Below are 15422 nucleotides of genomic sequence, written 5' to 3' on the forward strand. Positions count from 1 at the left end.
GTCAGCGCCCGGAGAGGAACTGCGTCATGCGCCGCAGTTCGTCGTCGAGCGCCGCGCGAAAGGCCGCGTCGCGCGGCTTCTTGCCGGCATAGCCGAAGGCTGGCTTCAACCGGCCTTCGGGCGCGGTGACGTTGGCCCACCCGATCACGCGGTCATGCCACAGCATCGGCAGCGCGTAGTAGCCGAACTGGCGCTTGGGCGCGGGCGTGTAGGCCTCGAACTTGTACGTCCAGTCCCAGAGCAGTTCGAAGCGGCGGCGGTCCCACACGACGGGGTCGAAGGGGGCGAGCAGGCGTACGGCGTCGTCGGGCGCGTGGCGGCGCGAGGCCGGGTTTTCGTCAGCGGGCCAGTACCAGGTCGTCCCGTCGATGCGGCAGCTTGCGAGCAGTTCTTCGCGGGCGATGCGCAGGGCCGCCTGCGTTTGCAGCGAGAGATGCGGCGCACCGTAGCCGAGCAGGCGCACGAGGTAGGTGAGGCTCGCGGCAGGCAGCGGCGCGTATTTGCGCACCACCAGTTCGATCAGCGCGGCGGCGCGCCGTGCGCGGCCGGCAGGGCTGTCGTCGGCGGGCTGGTGCGTCACGGCCTCATAGACGCGCGTGCCGCTGTCGCGCCGCACCACGCGCAGCATGCCGCGATAGTGCATTTCGTCGAGCAGGTGCGTGGTCGCGTTGCTCGAGCCGCCCCAGTAGTTCTTGATGCGGCCATGCGCGAAGTGCTGCTCTACCTGTCGTGGATGTACTTGGCCGTGTTCCTGCACATAGGCCAGCACATCGGCGGCCTTGCGCCGCGTGTCGGCGTCCCATGCGCGCTTGGCTTCGCGCGGGTGCATCAGCGCCAGGTGCTCGCGCGGCAGGAAGCCGTAGTTGACGAGGCAGTCTTCCTCGACGGCGAGGCGCGTGTAGCGGCTTTCGAGATCGCCCGCGCGATAGTCCTTCACGCGGTGGCGCAGCGTGAGGTCTTGTGCACGCGCCGGCGCTCGGATCGGGTCGGCCTGCACGAAGCCGAGCTGGCGGATCGCTGCCGGCAGCGTGGTCGGCTTGAAGAGGGTGCGCGCCACGGCGTAGCGGCGCAGGTCGTCGAGGGTCGGGTCAGCCATCGGCGAATTGCAGCACAGGTGGCGGGATTTCGCTTTGCTGCTGTGTTCGGGGCGCGCTCACGCCGACGGGGTGCCTTGCTCCGCGAATGTCCCCCGCCCTTCGGGCTCCTCCTTTATTTCGCTGCGCAAGGCACCCCGCCGACGTGATCGTTTAGTGACGCTGCGGAAGCTGTATTTGTTGGCGGTAGTCGGGACTTCGTGCCGCGCGGTGCGGAGATTTCGGCGGGTTCTTCTCTAGAGTGAACGCCCCTGTCACTCCACACCCCACCAAGGGGACAAGAAAGGCGCAACACACCCACCACCCAGATGTTCGAAGGCTGCTTGCCTCGCGGCAGGTCGTCGGTGCGAAAGCAGCGATGCGGATGCGAGGTATCAAAAGGCGACGGCCGGGGTGTAACAAGCACCCCGACCGTCTAACCAAGTTCGTGCACGTACCTTGGAAGGAAACGCACAAAAATGGCTACCAAGACTATAGCCCGGCCTCGCACGCCGGTAGCTTCCGAAGACAACGCCCAAGATGCGGCGGATCTTCTCGAAAACACACTCTCCCAACTCGAAGCTCTCCTTTGGGTCTGCCACGGGGAAGACATCGACTGGTGCAGCGGGGATGGACCTCGACGATTGGACAACGTGCTCTGGCTTGCGGCTGATCGTGCTCGCAAGGCCGGAGAGTTATTTCAGGTGAGTGAGATAGCGCAACGCGCAGCGCCCGGCGGACGGGCCTCTTTGAGGGGGCGGCGGCCGAAACCTTCTTGATGGCGGGGCGTCGGCTCGGTTGAGGTCGCTTGCTGGGCAGGCAACAAGTTTCATGTAAGCACAAGCAGACGCGTTGCCCTCAACTCCTGGTGCCGAATGGCTCCATCAGAGCCCTTCACCTTCAGTGCGACCTTCGCCGAGAGTTCGTACGTGCCAGGGATCAAATCACTCTGACTTTCTTCGTGCTCAAGTGCATCCACTCTCAGGCGCGCGTACTCTCCTGCCGCAAACGTCGTGCACTCAGCATCCAGAAGGCTCAGGATCGTGAGGCTATAACCAGCCACGATTTCACAATCGCGGGTGTTCACCAGCAGGCACCCAGTCGCTCGTGGTTCGCCTGCGATTACTGTCTGATGGTCAAAAGCTACCGTGTAGACGAACGGAAGAGAACGGGCCGCAGCGGAGTAGGTCGCGCCTTCAACAAGTGCAATATCCAGCTTCACCGATGCGCTCCAATAGCTAAGGTAATAAATCCGGCCCGGCTTGTGCCGGGGAAAACTATAGCCCGCAAAGTATTGGAATCACCGCAATCAAATGGCAGCCGCGCTCATCGTGCACAGGGCGTCGGGTGCTCCCCGCAGCGAAATAAAGGAGGAGGCCGCAGGCCGGGGGACATTCGCGGAGGGGAGTACCCGGCGGTCTGTGCACGCGCCCCGAACACAGATCAGCTTTAGACAGCCCGCCTGTGCCGCTCGATGCAAACGTCGAGTGTTTCAGCGCCCGTACGCTGCCACCAGTCGAGATTCGAAAAGATCTCGACCTCGCTGAAGCCGGCGAAGCCTGCGTCCTCGACCCACCCGCGGATCTTCTTCAGCTCGACCACGCCGTCACCCATCATCCCGCGGTCGCTCAGGAGATCGCGCGTGGGCGTTAGCCAATCGCACACGTGGTACGCCAGCAGACGCTCACGACCGGCGCGGGCGATCTGCTGCTGCAGCTTCGGATCCCACCACACGTGATAGATGTCGAGGGCCACGCCGAGCATGCCGCTCTTGCCTGCGTCGAGTTCGTCGCAGAGGTCAAGTGCGTGTTCCAGCGTGTTGATGCACGCGCGGTCGGCTGCCTGCATCGGGTGCAGAGGCTCGATGGCGAGCGGCATGCCGACTTCGCGGGCGTATTCGAGCGATGCGGCGATGCCGTCGCGCACCTCGCCGCGTGCGCGGCCGATGTCTTTGTAGGCCGCCTTGCCTTCGAGCGCGCCGGGCAGGGCGCCGACCACCAGCACGAGACAGGGCGCATCGAGCGTCTTCGCTTCGTCGATGGCGCGGCGGTTGTCGTCGAGCGCGGCCTTGAGGCCAGCCGCATCGGGCGCGGGGAAGAAACCGCCGCGGCAGTAGCCCGAGAGGCCGATGCCGTGCGCCTTCAGTTGTTTCGCCACCTTGTCGAGTCCGACAGCCGCCACCTGGTCGCGCCAGGGGCTGATCGCGCGGATGCCGCGCTCGGCGCACTGGTCGATGATGCGGTCGAGCGAAACCTCCGCGCCGGACTGCTTGCGCACCGTGGCGGTGTTGATCGACAGCCAGTCGTGGTTCTGAGAGAAATCGCGCATGGTCCGAATCAGCCTTCCACGCCGTGCAAAGCCAGCAGCGTCTTCATGTGCTGAATCGCCAGCTCCGGCTGCTCCAGCAGGTTGGCCGCATCGGCCAGCCGGAACAGCTCGGCAAAGTGCTGCAACGAGCGTGTGCTTTGCTGACCACCGACCATCGTGAAGTGCTTCTGGTGGCCGTTGAGCCACGCCATGAACACCACGCCGGTCTTGTAGAAGCGTGTGGGCGCCGCGAAGATGTGGCGCGACAGCGGCACCGTCGGGCCGAGGATCGCGTGGAACTTCTCGGTGTTGCCCTGGGCAAGCGCACCGAGGGCGGCGCTCGCGGCGGGGGCGATGGCGTCGAAGATGCCCAGCAGCGCATCGCTCTTGCCATGCGTCGGCTCGCTGCCGAAGCCGTCACCGGCAATCAGCTCGGCGTAGTTGAAGTCGTCGCCCGTGTACATGCGCACGCCCGGCGGCAGGCGCCGGCGCATCGCAATTTCCTTGTCCTTGTCGAGTAGCGAGATCTTGATGCCGTCGACCTTGTCCGGATGGGCCGTGATGATGCCCAGCGCCGTGTCCATCGCCGCATCGACATCCTTCGTGCCCCAATAGCCTGCCAGCGCAGGGTCGAACATGTCGCCCAGCCAGTGCAGCACCACGGGCTGCTTCGCCTGGCTCAGGATGCGGTCGTACACGCGCTCGTAGTCGGCCGGGCTCTTGGCCACGCGGGCCAGCGCGCGGCTGGCCATCACGATCAGCTTGCCGCCGAGCGCCTCGATGGCGGCCATCTGCTCTTCGTAGCCGCGGATCACGTCGTCGACGATCTTCACGTCGTCGATGTCAAGGTGGTCGGTGCCGCAGCCTGACGCAACCAGTGCGCCCGGCATGTCCTTGGCGGCATCGAGCGAGCGGCGGATCAGTTCGAGTGAGGTCGGCCAGTCCAGGCCCATGCCGCGCTGCGCGGTGTCCATGGCCTCGGCCACGCCCAGGCCCAGCGAGAACAGGTGGCGGCGGTAGGCGATGGTGGTGTCCCAGTCGACCGCGCATTGCAGCCACGGATCGATGGCCGCCAGAGGATCGGCCACCACGTGCGCGGCCGAGTAGGCGATGCGGTTGAACTTGATGCCCGCATCGGGCTTCACCGGTGCGGTGCCGCGCAGCGCGTAGGGCGCGAGCGTGCCGCCGGCGGTAGGGAGGTTCAGCGAAAGAGCCATGGCGAGGGACCTCAGACCTTCAGCGCCGGCACATCGACCCAGCGACGGTCTTTCCACGATTCGAGCGCCGCCTCGACCAGTTGCACACCCTTGGCGCCTTCGGGCAGCGTCCACTTGTACGGCTCGTTCTCGACCACGTGGCGAATGAAGTGCTCCCACTGGATCTTGAAGCCGTTGTCGTAGACCTGCGAGTCCGGAATCTCCTGCCACTGGTCGAAGAAATTCATCATCTGCTTTTCGTCGGGGTTCCACACCGGGCGCGGCGTTGCCACGCGCGACTGGGCACGGCAGCTCGACAGGCCCGCCACGGCCGAGCCGTCGGTGCCGTCGACGTGGAAGGTCACAAGATCGTCGCGGCGCACGCGCGTGACCCAGCTCATGTTGATCTGCGCGATGACGGGTTCGCCGTTGTGGCCGGTGAGCTCGCAGGTGGCGTAGGCCGCGTCGTCGGCGGTGGCTTCATATGGCTTGCCGGCTTCGTCCCAGCGCTTGGGGATGTGGGTGGCGCCGATGCACGACACCGACTTCACTTCGCCGAACAGGTTGTCCAGCACGTAGCGCCAGTGGCACATCATGTCCAGGATCATGCCGCCGCCGTCTTCCTTGCGGTAGTTCCAGCTCGGGCGCTGGATGGGCTGCAGGTCGCCCTCGAACACCCAGTAGCCGAACTCCAGGCGCACGCTGAGCATGCGACCGAAGAAGCCGGCGCGGCGCAGCATGTCGAGCTTGCGCAGGCCGGGGAGGAAGAGCTTGTCCTGCACGGCGCCGTGCTTCAGGCCCGAGCCTTCGGCGAGGCGCGCGATCTCGACGGCTTCGTTCAGGTTGGTGGCGATCGGCTTCTCGCAATACACGTGCTTGCCGGCGCGGATGGCCTTGGCCAGCAGCGTGGGGCGCATCTGCGTGGTGCCGGCGTCGAAGAAGATGGTGTCGTCCTTGTTCTCCAGGGCCTTGTCGAGGTCGGTGCCCCAGCGCGCGATGTTGTGAGCCTTGGCCAGCGCTTCCATCTTCTCGGCGTTGCGGCCGATGAGGATGGGGTCGGGCATGACCTTGTCGCCATTCGACAGCGTGACGCCGCCTTGCGCGCGGATGGCGCAGATCGAGCGGATCAGATGCTGGTTCATGCCCATGCGACCGGTGACGCCGTGCATGATGATTCCTAGACGTTGGGTGGCCATCGTTTTCTTCCTTGAGATGCGAGAGAGATTGCAGATCGAAGCGGGGGGCTTCAGTAGACGGAACGCATGGCGTCCCACGAGATGCCGGCGCCGGGTTTGCCGGTGGCAAAGCCGGGCGCGGTGGCGAGCGAGGACAGGTCGAGCTGCCCGTCGCGGATGGCGAGGCGCACTGCGCCGTCGCTTTGTTCGTACAGGCCTGGATGGGCGCGCAACAGTGCCTGCTGTTCAGCCTCGGGAGCCGCGGCAAGGCCGTTGACGTAGTGGTGGCCGTTGCGCTCCACGTGCGAGAGGCCGAGCCAGGAGACCAGCGCCAGGTCTTGCTGCACGCCGATGCCGGCCTGCATGGTGAGGTCTTCGCCGGAGAGGAAGTAGCGCGGCTTTTCCTCGGAGGCGTTCCAATGGGCGCAGCGCGCTGCGTTGATGACCGACTTGTAGAAGCCCTTGCAGCTCTTGCTCGATACGCCGGTGTAGCCAAGCGCGCGGGCCTGCACGAAGGCATCGAGCATGGCGTCGGATTCGTCGATGAGCAGCGGAATGCGCTTGCCGAGCGCGGACACGTCGCGCTGCAGGGCTGCATCGCGGCGGATCGGCTGTTCGACGAAGACCGTCTTCTGCGAGAGCTTCCACAGCACGGGGGTGGACAGCATGCGGTCGAGGAAGACGCCGAAGTCGTCCGCATCGGCGTATTGCTCGTTGCCGTCGAGCGTCACGAGTTGTGCGTGGCCGTCGATCACGCGGGCGATGTGTTGGAGTCGGTCAATGTCTTGCGCGGTGTTGCCGCACAGCTTGAGCTTGAAGTGCGTGAGACCGTAGCGGCGCACGGCCGCTGCGAGCGTCGTGGGCAGGCCGTCGGTGGGGGCGTCGGGCACGGCGTCGTTGTCGTCGATGGCATCGGCCAACCCGACTGTATGGCGCGCTGCGATGCGCGTGCGCGGCGATTGCCTAGACAAGAAGCCGGGCATGTCGAAGCCTGCGAGGTCATCCGCCAGGCCGCTGCCTGCGATGTCGATGCCGCTCAGGTTGCCGCTCATCGCCGTCGCGAAGCTCACGCCGCTGTGCAGGCATAGTGCGTCGAGCAGCGCGCGGTCGATCAGCGCCGGGCCGTAGCTGGCCACGAGCGGCTGCAGGCCCTTGGCCTTGGCGCGCGCCTGCAGTGCGGCGTAGTTCGACGCGAAGTGCGTCCAGGCGGTTTGCGCATCGGGCTCGCCGGTGTAGGCCTCGCGCGCGTCGCGCAAGGCGAAGCGCAATTGTTCGAAGTTCTGTTCGTTGGTGAGCGCGGGGGTCTTGTCGAACCACTTGGGCACCATCATCTCGGCGGCGCAGCCCTCGGCCGTGCGGCCGTCCGAAAAGCGGATGCGGGCCTTCACGTAGACCTGTGGGCAGGCCGTGACGGTGGCCGCGCCGAAGCGGAACGGCAGCCGCAGCGTGACGTTGCGCTCGGCAAAGCGGATCTCCTCGACGTGAAAGCGGATGGCATCCATGGCTGGCGCTTTCAGTGGTCCAGGATGCCCTGCGAGAAGAAATGCGCGCGCACCAGCTTCGTATATGCGCCGAACTCGGCCGAGGCCATCATGTCGAGCGTGCGCGGGCGCGGCAGGTCGATGTCGTACACCGCGGCGATGGAGCCGGGCCGCTCGCTCATCACGATCACGCGGTCCGACAGGAAGATGGCTTCCGGAATGCTGTGGGTGATGAGCATCACCGTCTTCTTCGACGCCATCCAGATGCGCTGCAACTCCAGGTTCATCTTCTCGCGCGTCATCGCGTCGAGCGCACCGAAGGGCTCGTCCATCAGCAGCACCGACGGGTCATGCAACAGCGCACGGCAGATCGACGCGCGTTGCTGCATCCCGCCCGAGAGCTGCCAGGGGTATTTGCCCTCGAAGCCCTTCAGGCCGGCCATTTCCATGAGCTGACGCGCGCGGTCCTTCGAGGCGGCCTTGGGCAGATGGCGCATCTCGGCCTGAAGCAGGATGTTGTCTTCCACGCTGCGCCAGGGCAGCAGCACCGCGCTCTGGAACACGATGCCCACATCCTTCTGAGGACCCTTGATCGGCTTGCCGGCCAGCGTGAGGCTGCCGCCGCTGATGGGCAGCAGGCCCGCCACCATCTTCAGCAGCGTGCTCTTGCCGCAGCCCGAGGGGCCGACGACGGAGACGAACTCGCCTTCCTTGATTGCGAAGTCGAGCGGCTTCAGCGACTCGACCGGGCCGTCCTTGCTTTGGTAGATCTTCGAGACGCCGCGCGCTTCGATCAGGACATCAGTGGACATGGAGAGTAGTTAAAGGACGGAAGCGGACGAGGCGGCGGGATGCTGAGGTCTTTTCGGGGAACACCGCGGAACCGGCTTTGCCGGGCCGCAGGTGTGGCCCCCGGTAGGGGGAAGGAGAAGCGACACGAAGTGCGCGGAGCCTGGGGGCGAGCCTGCTTACGGCAGGAAGTCGAGGGTCACGTAGTCTTCGGGCTTGCCGCGCGTCGATACATCCATGCCGCCGTACTGCACCAGCAGGTCGAGCGAGTCGCTCACGTTCTTCATCGCCACGCGGTACGGGCGCTGGTTGGCCGTTTCCTTCGTGTGATAGAGCGCCACGCTCTGCTTCATGCCGACGATCAAGGTGTCGCGCACGCCCGCCTTGGGGTTGGCCTTGAGCATCGCGTCGACCGCGGCCTCGGGGCTTTTTTCTGCGGCTTCGGCGGCCTTGGTGGAGGCGCGCATGAAGCGCTTCACCAGGTCGGGGTTCTCGGTCAGCAGGTTCTTGTTGGTGATGATCCCGGAGCTGATCTGGTTCACGCCGGAGTCGGCGAAGCGGATCGGCGTCACGGGCTTGCCGGTGGCGTCCTGCAGCTTGATCGCCTGGTCCATCACGTAGCCCAGCAGCAGGTCGGCCTGGCCGTTGGTCACGGCATTGAGCTTGGTCTGGCCGTCACCCGAGACGATCTTCACCTGGTCGGCCGTGATGTTGTTGACCTTGAGGAACAGCGGCCACATCTGCGACATCGAGTCGCCGGGCGTGACGGCCACCGTCTTGCCGATGATGTCCTTCGGCGTCTTGATGTTCTTCTCGGTGAAGCCCATGACCGACATCGGGCTCACCTGGAACAGCACGCCGGTCGACTTCAGCGGAGCACCCTTGGCGGCCGCCTTGATCATGGTCGTGACGTCGATGTAGCCGAAGGTTGCCGACTTGGCGGCCACCGCCTGCGCGGTGACGGCGGAGCCGCGGCCTTCCTGGATGTCGAGGTCGATGCCTTCCTCGGCGTAGAAGCCCTTTTCCTTGCCGAGGAAGAAGGGCGCGTGCTCGCTGTACAGGTACCAGTTGAGCATCAGCGTGACCTTGTCCTTGGGCTTGTCGCCCTGGGCCTGCGCAGGAGCGATGGCGAAGGTGGCGAGCGCTGCTGCGGCGAGCAGAGAGGGAAGCAGTTTCTTCATGGTCTTGTCTCCGGGAGTTGTTGGCTTTGCGAAGGAACTTGAAACGGAAAACTCAGTTCGCGTGGCGCTGCGAGGCGTGCCAGGGAATCATCACGCGCTCGACCAGGTCGACCGCGACGAAAAGAATGACGCCGATGCTCGAGAGAACCACAAGCGCGGCGAACATCAGCGGCAGGTCGAAGTTGCCGTTGGCAACCTGCAGCACGTAGCCGATGCCCGAGTTGGAGCCGACGAATTCACCGACCACCGCGCCCACCACGGCCAGCGTGACCGACACCTTCAGGCCGCTGAAGATCGAAGGCAGCGCCTGCGGCAGGCTGATCTTGAGAAAGGTCTGCAGGCGGCTCGCACCCATCGAGCGCGAGAGGTCGAGCATGTCGGGCTCGACCGACTTGAAGCCCATCACCGTGGACACCACCACAGGGAAGAAACCCAGCAGGAAGGCGCTGATCACCTTCGGGAAGATGCCGAAGCCGAACCACACCACGAACAGCGGCGCGATGGCGACCTTCGGGATGCTCTGCGAGAACACCAGCAGTGGATAAACGTACGACTCGACGACGCGCGAGTAGGCGATGACCATCGCGATCGGAATGCCGATCAGGATCGTCAGGCCGAAGCCGCCCAGCGTGGCGAGCGTGGTCTTCCAGCTCTCGGCGAGCAGGCGCGGCCACTCGGCGACGAGCTGCTTCACGACCTCCCACGGCGGGGGAATCAGGTAGGCCGGAATCTTGAAGAGGCGGATCGCCAGGTCCCACAGCACCAGCAGTAGCAAGATGAGGATGAAAGGGCGCAGGGCCGGAGAGAGCAGGAGCTTGCGGAACATGGCGAGGGCCGGGGCTTTCAGGGGGCTTGCTTACTGTTGGACCGAGAGCCCGGCTGCCTTCACGAGCTGCGCGTTGCTCGCGATCTCTTCCTTGATGTAGGCGTCGAACTGCTCGGGCTTGAGCGTCCAGGCGTCGGCGCCGAGCTTGGCGAAGCGCTCCTTCACCTCGGGCGTGGCCAGCGCCTTGGCTACCTCGGCATGCAGGCGCTCGACGACGTCGCGCGGCGTCTTGGCGGGCGCCATCATTCCGATCCAGAAGTTGAACTCGGAGCCCGGCACGCCGGCCTCGGTGGTGGTGGGCACGTCAGGCAGGGCGGCGGCGCGCTTGGGTGAGCCGACGGCCAACGCCAGCAACTGGCCTTCCTTGATCTGGCCGATGACCGGAGCAATGGGCGAGAAGTAGTAGTCGACGCGGCCCGAAAGCACTTCGGTCACGGCCTCGCCCGATCCCTTGAAGGGAATGTTGGTCGCGTCGATCTTCGCGGCCATCTTGAACTTCTCGGCGTTCAGGTGCGTGGCGCTGCCCTGACCGGCAGAGGCGAAGTTCATGCTGCCGGGCTTGGCGCGCGCGGCGGCCAGCAGCTGGGGCAGCGTCTTGATGTTCTTGCTGGGCGAGATCACCAGCGCGTTGGGCAGCGACGAGATCGGCGTGACGCCCGCGAAATCGTGCACCGTGTCGAACGGCAGCTTGGCGAAGGTCGAAGGGCTGACCGTGTGCGACGACGAATGGATCATCACCGTGTAGCCGTCGGGCGCGGCCGTGGCCACCGCCTGCTGGCCGATGGTGCCGCTGGCGCCGCCGCGGTTGTCGACCACCAGCGTCTGGCCCATGCTGGCGCTCATCTTGTCGGTGATGGCGCGGGCAATGATGTCGGTGGTGCTGCCGGCCGCGAAGGGAACGATCACGCGGATGGGCTTGCTGGGGTAGCCGTTCTGCGCGGCGGCCAGGCCCGGTAGCAGTGCAGCGATGCAGGTCAGCGAGGCAACGACGGTGGTGCGTGCAGTGCTGGCAAAGAGCTTCATGGATGTCTCCGCGCGGTCGGGCCGCTTTCTTGAACCGATCAATTCACCAATGAGTGAATTATCGATTGTAGGAACGGCTGCGCCGCAGCGTCAACGGCCGCTGCCTAGTAGATACCCGGAGAGCGCGAAGACGCGCTGATGAAGCTCAGTGCAGGACGTAGCCCAGCACGAGATCAGTCATGTGCGAGAGGCGTTGCGCCATTGCCTTGGGCGCGCGCAGATCACGGCCGAAGATGGCCGAGAGCGTGTGGTTGTTCGAGAGGTAGAAGTAGCAGAGCGACGCGATGGAGATATAGAGCTGCACGGGGTCCACGCCGGCGCGGAACAGGTTGTCGCGCCGGCCGCGCTCCAGCACGGTGTCGAGCAGCTGTACCAGCGGCGAGTTCATCTCCTGGATGCGCTCGGAGCGCTTGAGGTGCGCCGCGCAATGCAGGTTCTCGCTGTTGAGCAGCGTGATGAACTCGGGGTGCTCGAGGTAGTAGTGCCAGGTGAACGAAACCAGCTGGCGGATGGCCTCGACCGGCTCGATCTCGTCGAGATGCAGGCGCTGCTCGGCCTCGCGGATATCGGCGTAGGTGCGCTCCAGCACCGCGAGGAACAGGTCGTCCTTGCTGCCGAAGTAGTAGTAGATGAGGCGCTTGTTGAGGCCCGCGCGCTCGGCGATGCTGTCCATGCGCGCGCCGGCGAGGCCGCGCGCGGAGAACTCGTCGCGCGCCGACGCGAGGATGGCGAGCTGCGAGCGGTCGGCGTCGCGCGAACGGGGTTCGATCACTTCGGCGGCGTCGGGTGAGGGGTCCTTGGAGGCCTTCATGGCGCGAATTTAACCAATTGGGGAATTAACGCAAGGCGTCTGGAGCGGGCGCACATAATTGCCGAAGACATTTGCAGCTGAGGTTCTACTTCTCATGAGTACATCACAACCCGCGGGCCACCTGATCGTGGAATGCCTGGTCGAACAGGGCATGGAAATGGCGTTCGGCGTGCCTGGCGAAAGCTTCCTGGCGGTGCTCGACGGCTTTCATGCGTACCGCGATCGCACGCGCTTCATCGTCAACCGGCAGGAGGGGGGCGCGGCCTTCATGGCCGAGGCGCACGGCAAGCTCACCGGGCGGCCGGGCGTGTGCTTCGTCACCCGCGGGCCCGGCGCGACGAACGCATCGATCGGCGTGCACAACGCCTTCCAGGATTCGACGCCGATGGTGCTGTTCGTCGGCGACGTCGGCAGCGACTTCCGCGATCGCGAGGCTTTCCAGGAGGTCGACTACGGCAGCTTCTTCGGGCCGAGCACCAAGGGCTTTGCCAAGCGCGTGGAGCGCATCGACGATGCGAACCGCATTCCCGAGTACATCGCGCGCGCCTTTGCCACCGCGATGAACGGACGGCCGGGGCCGGTGGTGCTTGTGCTGCCGGAGGACATGCTGCGCAGCGAGACGACGGCTCGGCCGCTGGCGCGCGTGGAAGCGGTGGAGCCCTGGAGCGACCCGGGTGCGCTGCGCACCTTGCGCGAACTGCTGCTGAAGTCGCAGCGCCCGCTGGTGATTGCCGGCGGCGGCGGCTGGACGACGCAGGCCGCGCAGGCGCTGCAGCGCTTTGCGGAGAACTGGCGGCTGCCGGTGGCGAACGCCTTCCGCTTTCAGGACACTTTCGACAACCACCATCCGCTGTATGCGGGCGATGTCGGCATCGCGATCAACCCGAAGCTCGCGCAGCGCGTGAAAGACGCCGACCTGATCCTGGCCATCGGTCCGCGCCTGGGCGAGATGACGACCGGCGGCTATACGCTGCTCGAAGCGCCCAAGGCGAAGCAGACGCTGGTGCACATCCATGCGAGCGCCGAAGAGCTCAACCGCGTGTACCAGGCCGACCTGGCGATCAACGCCGGCATGAGCGCGGCCGCGCGCAGCCTGGAGGTGCTGAGTGCGCCGCCGACGCTGCCCTGGGAAGAATGGACGCTGCAGGCCCACGCCGACTACGAGGCCAACCTTGTGCCGCAGGCGCTGGCCGGCATGCCCGCCGAGACGCCACGCGGGCCGGTCGACATGGCGGAGGTCGTCGCGCTGCTGCAGAAGCACTTGCCGGCGGACGCGGCCATTACCAACGGCGCGGGCAACTTCGCAAGCTGGGTGCATCGCTACTTTCGCTATCACGGGCTCGCGAAGGGCGCGAAGACGCAGCTGGCGCCGACCAGCGGGGCGATGGGCTATGGGGTGCCGGCCGGCATCGCGGCCAATCTTGCGACGGGGCGCGTGGCCTTCACCATCGCGGGCGATGGCGATTTTCTGATGACCGGGCAGGAGCTGGCGACGGCTGCGCAGCACGGCGGCAAGAGCATCGTCGTGCTGCTCAACAACGGCATGTTCGGCACCATCCGCATGCACCAGGAGCGCGAGTACCCCGAACGCACGAGCGGCACTGCGCTGCGCAACCCCGACTTCTGCGGCCTCGCGCGCGCGTATGGCTATGCGGCCGAGCGCGTGACGGAAACGGCGCAGTTCGAGGCCGCGCTGCTGCGTGCGCTGGCGGCCGATACGGGCACGCTGATCGAGATCCCGCTTGACCCCGAAGTGATCACCACGCGCGGCACGCTGGCGTCGATCACGCGTTCGGCGAAGCAGCAGCAGGCGCAGGGCTGAGCGCCGAGCGATGTCGGGTCACTTCGTCGCGCAGGGACGGCGAGCGCAGCTCGAACACGTCGAACAGGCCGAGCGCGTCGAGGGCGGGGATCAGGGAGACCAGGTCTTGCTCGGCGGCGTGCCTGTCGGCGGCCGACGCGCTTGCGTCTTCGAGGATGCGAACGTTGGCGAGGAAGGCGCCGACCGATCCCTTGCGCAATGTGCGGCCGTTCACGACGGTGAAGTCTGCGCCGTCGGGCAGTACGTCTTGGGCTTTCATGGATGTTCCTTGGATGGGTTGTTGAGGATGAACTCGATGCTAGGCAGCGTCGCGCGTTCGGGCTTGCGGCGCGGGGCCAATCGATACCTCTGGCGGGCCAGCCATGGCTGCTGAGGCCCCTGTGAAGCTCTGGATCAACGCCTACGAGGCGCCGCGCGTCACGGACTACCACGCGCATGAAACCGGCCAGCTGTTCGCACTGCGCGAGGGGTTGCAGGTCATCGAGACGCCTTCGGGCCGCTGGGTGCAGCCGCCGGGGTGGATCGGCTGGATCGCACCGCGCTGCGCTCATGCGGCGCAGAGCTTTGGTGCCACCGCGGGCTGGAGCTTGCACATCGACTCGATGATGGCGGCGGCCTTGCCGGACGGGCCGCATGTGTTTGCCGTCACGCCGCTGGTGCAGGGGCTGATCGACCGGTTGACCTCGATGAATGCCACCGAGCCCCTGCTGGAGCCGCGCCGTGCACGCCTGGTGGGCGTGCTGATCGATGAGCTTGCGGCGAGCGCCAGGCCGTCGCTGCACCTGCCGATGCCGCAGGACAAGCGCCTTGCCGCGATGGCTGCTGCGGTGGCCAATGATCCGGCGTTGCCGGACAGCATCGACGAATGGGCCGATCGCATCGGCATGGCGCGCAGGACGCTCACTCGCCGTTTCGCCGTGGAGACGGGCCTGAGCTTCGCGCAATGGCGCCAGCAGGCGCGGTTGCTCAAGGCCGTCGAGCTGCTGAGCCTGAAGGAGCCCGTGACGGCGGTGGCGCTGACGGTGGGCTACAGCTCCGTGAGCGCCTTCATCGAAGCCTTTCGAAAGCACTTCGGCCGCACGCCGTCGCGCTTCTTCGAAGAAAGCGTGGCCTTGCCGCAGGCGAAAAAAAAGCCCGCATGAAGCGGGCTTTTTGATTCAGGAGCGCGAGGCCCCTGAGCGCTTACTTGACGTGCTTGCCGATCAGCGCAGCCAGTTCGAACATCGACACTTGGGCCTTGCCGAAGATTTCCTTCAGCTTGGCGTCGGCGTTGATGTTGCGCTTGTTGGCCTTGTCTTGAAGGTTGTTCTTCTTGATGTAGTCCCACAGCTTGCTCACGACAGCGGTACGCGGCAGCGGCGTCGAGCCGACCACAGCGGCGAGTGCCGGGCTGGGGGTCAGGGCCTTCATGAACGCGGCGTTGGGCGTGCGCTTCTTGGCGGGAGCAGCCTTCTTTGCGGGAGCGGCCTTCTTGGCAGGAGCCTTCTTCGCCGGAGCAGCCTTCTTAGCAGGAGCAGCAGCCTTCTTGGCCGGTGCAGCCTTCTTCGCAGGAGCCGCCGCCTTCTTTGCGGGAGCGGCCTTCTTTGCCGGAGCTTTCTTGGCCGGAGCCTTCTTTGCAGTTGCCATGGTTGATTTCCTTTTTTGGTTGAACACTCACCAATGAAAAACTTGCGTCTCCAGTGGCAATGCGGATGCTAAAGGAGAAAAAACGCGTTTCCAAGGGAAAAAGCGCTTTTTT

Annotated in this window: 15 protein-coding genes; 2 read left to right on the forward strand and 13 right to left on the reverse strand. The window is 65.6% G+C overall.

Annotated features, from left to right (window positions below; translation table 11 throughout):
* Position 1: 1 nt before the first annotated feature.
* From ACN9MV_RS12100 to ACN9MV_RS12150, 11 genes are all read right to left on the reverse strand, one after another.
* Entirely contained in the window at positions 2 to 1096 is a 1095-nt protein-coding gene (locus tag ACN9MV_RS12100) for a DNA glycosylase AlkZ-like family protein (RefSeq protein ID WP_426392391.1), read from the reverse strand.
* An 806-nt stretch (positions 1097 to 1902) separates the two neighbouring features.
* The gene (locus tag ACN9MV_RS12105; protein ID WP_426392393.1) at positions 1903 to 2295 is read right to left on the reverse strand and encodes a hypothetical protein; all 393 of its coding nucleotides are present in this window, start codon (positions 2293 to 2295) and stop codon (positions 1903 to 1905) included.
* Between the two features lie 227 nt (positions 2296 to 2522).
* Positions 2523 to 3401: a sugar phosphate isomerase/epimerase family protein gene (locus tag ACN9MV_RS12110; protein WP_426392395.1), complete on the reverse strand. Its 879-nt coding sequence runs from the start codon at positions 3399 to 3401 to the stop codon at positions 2523 to 2525.
* An 8-nt stretch (positions 3402 to 3409) separates the two neighbouring features.
* A complete protein-coding gene (locus tag ACN9MV_RS12115; protein ID WP_426392396.1) occupies positions 3410 to 4597 on the reverse strand; it encodes a dihydrodipicolinate synthase family protein in 1188 nt (395 codons plus the stop codon).
* Positions 4598 to 4608: 11 nt separating this feature from the next.
* Entirely contained in the window at positions 4609 to 5772 is a 1164-nt protein-coding gene (locus ACN9MV_RS12120) for a Gfo/Idh/MocA family protein (protein ID WP_206174280.1), read from the reverse strand.
* 50 nt (positions 5773 to 5822) lie between these two features.
* The gene (locus tag ACN9MV_RS12125) at positions 5823 to 7253 is read right to left on the reverse strand and encodes an enolase C-terminal domain-like protein (protein WP_426392398.1); all 1431 of its coding nucleotides are present in this window, start codon (positions 7251 to 7253) and stop codon (positions 5823 to 5825) included.
* 11 nt (positions 7254 to 7264) lie between these two features.
* Positions 7265 to 8044 (reverse strand): ABC transporter ATP-binding protein, encoded by a 780-nt coding sequence (locus ACN9MV_RS12130; RefSeq protein WP_307614301.1) that lies wholly within the window; start codon positions 8042 to 8044, stop codon positions 7265 to 7267.
* A 156-nt stretch (positions 8045 to 8200) separates the two neighbouring features.
* A complete protein-coding gene (locus ACN9MV_RS12135; protein ID WP_426392400.1) occupies positions 8201 to 9202 on the reverse strand; it encodes an ABC transporter substrate-binding protein in 1002 nt (333 codons plus the stop codon).
* Positions 9203 to 9254: 52 nt separating this feature from the next.
* The gene (locus tag ACN9MV_RS12140) at positions 9255 to 10028 is read right to left on the reverse strand and encodes an ABC transporter permease (RefSeq protein WP_093053105.1); all 774 of its coding nucleotides are present in this window, start codon (positions 10026 to 10028) and stop codon (positions 9255 to 9257) included.
* A 30-nt stretch (positions 10029 to 10058) separates the two neighbouring features.
* Complete coding sequence (locus ACN9MV_RS12145; RefSeq protein ID WP_093053103.1) at positions 10059 to 11051, reverse strand: tripartite tricarboxylate transporter substrate binding protein; 993 nt, start codon at positions 11049 to 11051, stop codon at positions 10059 to 10061.
* 145 nt (positions 11052 to 11196) lie between these two features.
* Positions 11197 to 11862, reverse strand: coding sequence for a TetR/AcrR family transcriptional regulator (locus tag ACN9MV_RS12150; protein ID WP_093053100.1), 666 nt, complete (start codon positions 11860 to 11862; stop codon positions 11197 to 11199).
* A 94-nt stretch (positions 11863 to 11956) separates the two neighbouring features.
* On the opposite strand from ACN9MV_RS12150, the gene ACN9MV_RS12155 reads away from it, so the two are divergent.
* Complete coding sequence (locus ACN9MV_RS12155) at positions 11957 to 13684, forward strand: thiamine pyrophosphate-binding protein (protein ID WP_093053097.1); 1728 nt, start codon at positions 11957 to 11959, stop codon at positions 13682 to 13684.
* On the opposite strand, the gene ACN9MV_RS12160 is transcribed toward ACN9MV_RS12155, so the two are convergent.
* Positions 13647 to 13943 carry a hypothetical protein gene (locus ACN9MV_RS12160; RefSeq protein ID WP_426392403.1) on the reverse strand — a complete coding sequence of 99 codons (297 nt, stop codon included), beginning with the start codon at positions 13941 to 13943 and terminating at the stop codon, positions 13647 to 13649. The genes ACN9MV_RS12155 and ACN9MV_RS12160 overlap by 38 nt on opposite strands.
* A 103-nt stretch (positions 13944 to 14046) precedes the next feature.
* Here ACN9MV_RS12160 and ACN9MV_RS12165 point away from each other — a divergent pair, with 103 nt between their 5' ends.
* Positions 14047 to 14826, forward strand: a complete 780-nt coding sequence (locus tag ACN9MV_RS12165) for an AraC family transcriptional regulator (protein WP_426392404.1) — start codon at positions 14047 to 14049, stop codon at positions 14824 to 14826.
* 40 nt (positions 14827 to 14866) lie between these two features.
* On the opposite strand, the gene ACN9MV_RS12170 is transcribed toward ACN9MV_RS12165, so the two are convergent.
* A complete protein-coding gene (locus ACN9MV_RS12170; RefSeq protein WP_093081677.1) occupies positions 14867 to 15310 on the reverse strand; it encodes an SWIB/MDM2 domain-containing protein in 444 nt (147 codons plus the stop codon).
* Positions 15311 to 15422: the final 112 nt, after the last annotated feature.

It is taken from the genome of Variovorax sp. R-27 (assembly GCF_049913215.1).
Classification (GTDB): Bacteria; Pseudomonadota; Gammaproteobacteria; order Burkholderiales; family Burkholderiaceae_C; genus Variovorax.

What these genes read in the sequence shown, in the direction of transcription:
- ACN9MV_RS12100 (WP_426392391.1), bottom strand. Translation starts at nt 1,096, where the DNA reads ATGGCTGACCCGACCCTCGACGACCTGCGCCGCTACGCCGTGGCGCGC.
- ACN9MV_RS12110 (WP_426392395.1), bottom strand. Translation starts at nt 3,401, where the DNA reads ATGCGCGATTTCTCTCAGAACCACGACTGGCTGTCGATCAACACCGCC.
- ACN9MV_RS12115 (WP_426392396.1), bottom strand. Translation starts at nt 4,597, where the DNA reads ATGGCTCTTTCGCTGAACCTCCCTACCGCCGGCGGCACGCTCGCGCCC.
- ACN9MV_RS12120 (WP_206174280.1), bottom strand. Translation starts at nt 5,772, where the DNA reads ATGGCCACCCAACGTCTAGGAATCATCATGCACGGCGTCACCGGTCGC.
- ACN9MV_RS12125 (WP_426392398.1), bottom strand. Translation starts at nt 7,253, where the DNA reads ATGGATGCCATCCGCTTTCACGTCGAGGAGATCCGCTTTGCCGAGCGC.
- ACN9MV_RS12130 (WP_307614301.1), bottom strand. Translation starts at nt 8,044, where the DNA reads ATGTCCACTGATGTCCTGATCGAAGCGCGCGGCGTCTCGAAGATCTAC.
- ACN9MV_RS12135 (WP_426392400.1), bottom strand. Translation starts at nt 9,202, where the DNA reads ATGAAGAAACTGCTTCCCTCTCTGCTCGCCGCAGCAGCGCTCGCCACC.
- ACN9MV_RS12140 (WP_093053105.1), bottom strand. Translation starts at nt 10,028, where the DNA reads ATGTTCCGCAAGCTCCTGCTCTCTCCGGCCCTGCGCCCTTTCATCCTC.
- ACN9MV_RS12145 (WP_093053103.1), bottom strand. Translation starts at nt 11,051, where the DNA reads ATGAAGCTCTTTGCCAGCACTGCACGCACCACCGTCGTTGCCTCGCTG.
- ACN9MV_RS12150 (WP_093053100.1), bottom strand. Translation starts at nt 11,862, where the DNA reads ATGAAGGCCTCCAAGGACCCCTCACCCGACGCCGCCGAAGTGATCGAA.
- ACN9MV_RS12155 (WP_093053097.1), top strand. Translation starts at nt 11,957, where the DNA reads ATGAGTACATCACAACCCGCGGGCCACCTGATCGTGGAATGCCTGGTC.
- ACN9MV_RS12160 (WP_426392403.1), bottom strand. Translation starts at nt 13,943, where the DNA reads ATGAAAGCCCAAGACGTACTGCCCGACGGCGCAGACTTCACCGTCGTG.
- ACN9MV_RS12165 (WP_426392404.1), top strand. Translation starts at nt 14,047, where the DNA reads ATGGCTGCTGAGGCCCCTGTGAAGCTCTGGATCAACGCCTACGAGGCG.
- ACN9MV_RS12170 (WP_093081677.1), bottom strand. Translation starts at nt 15,310, where the DNA reads ATGGCAACTGCAAAGAAGGCTCCGGCCAAGAAAGCTCCGGCAAAGAAG.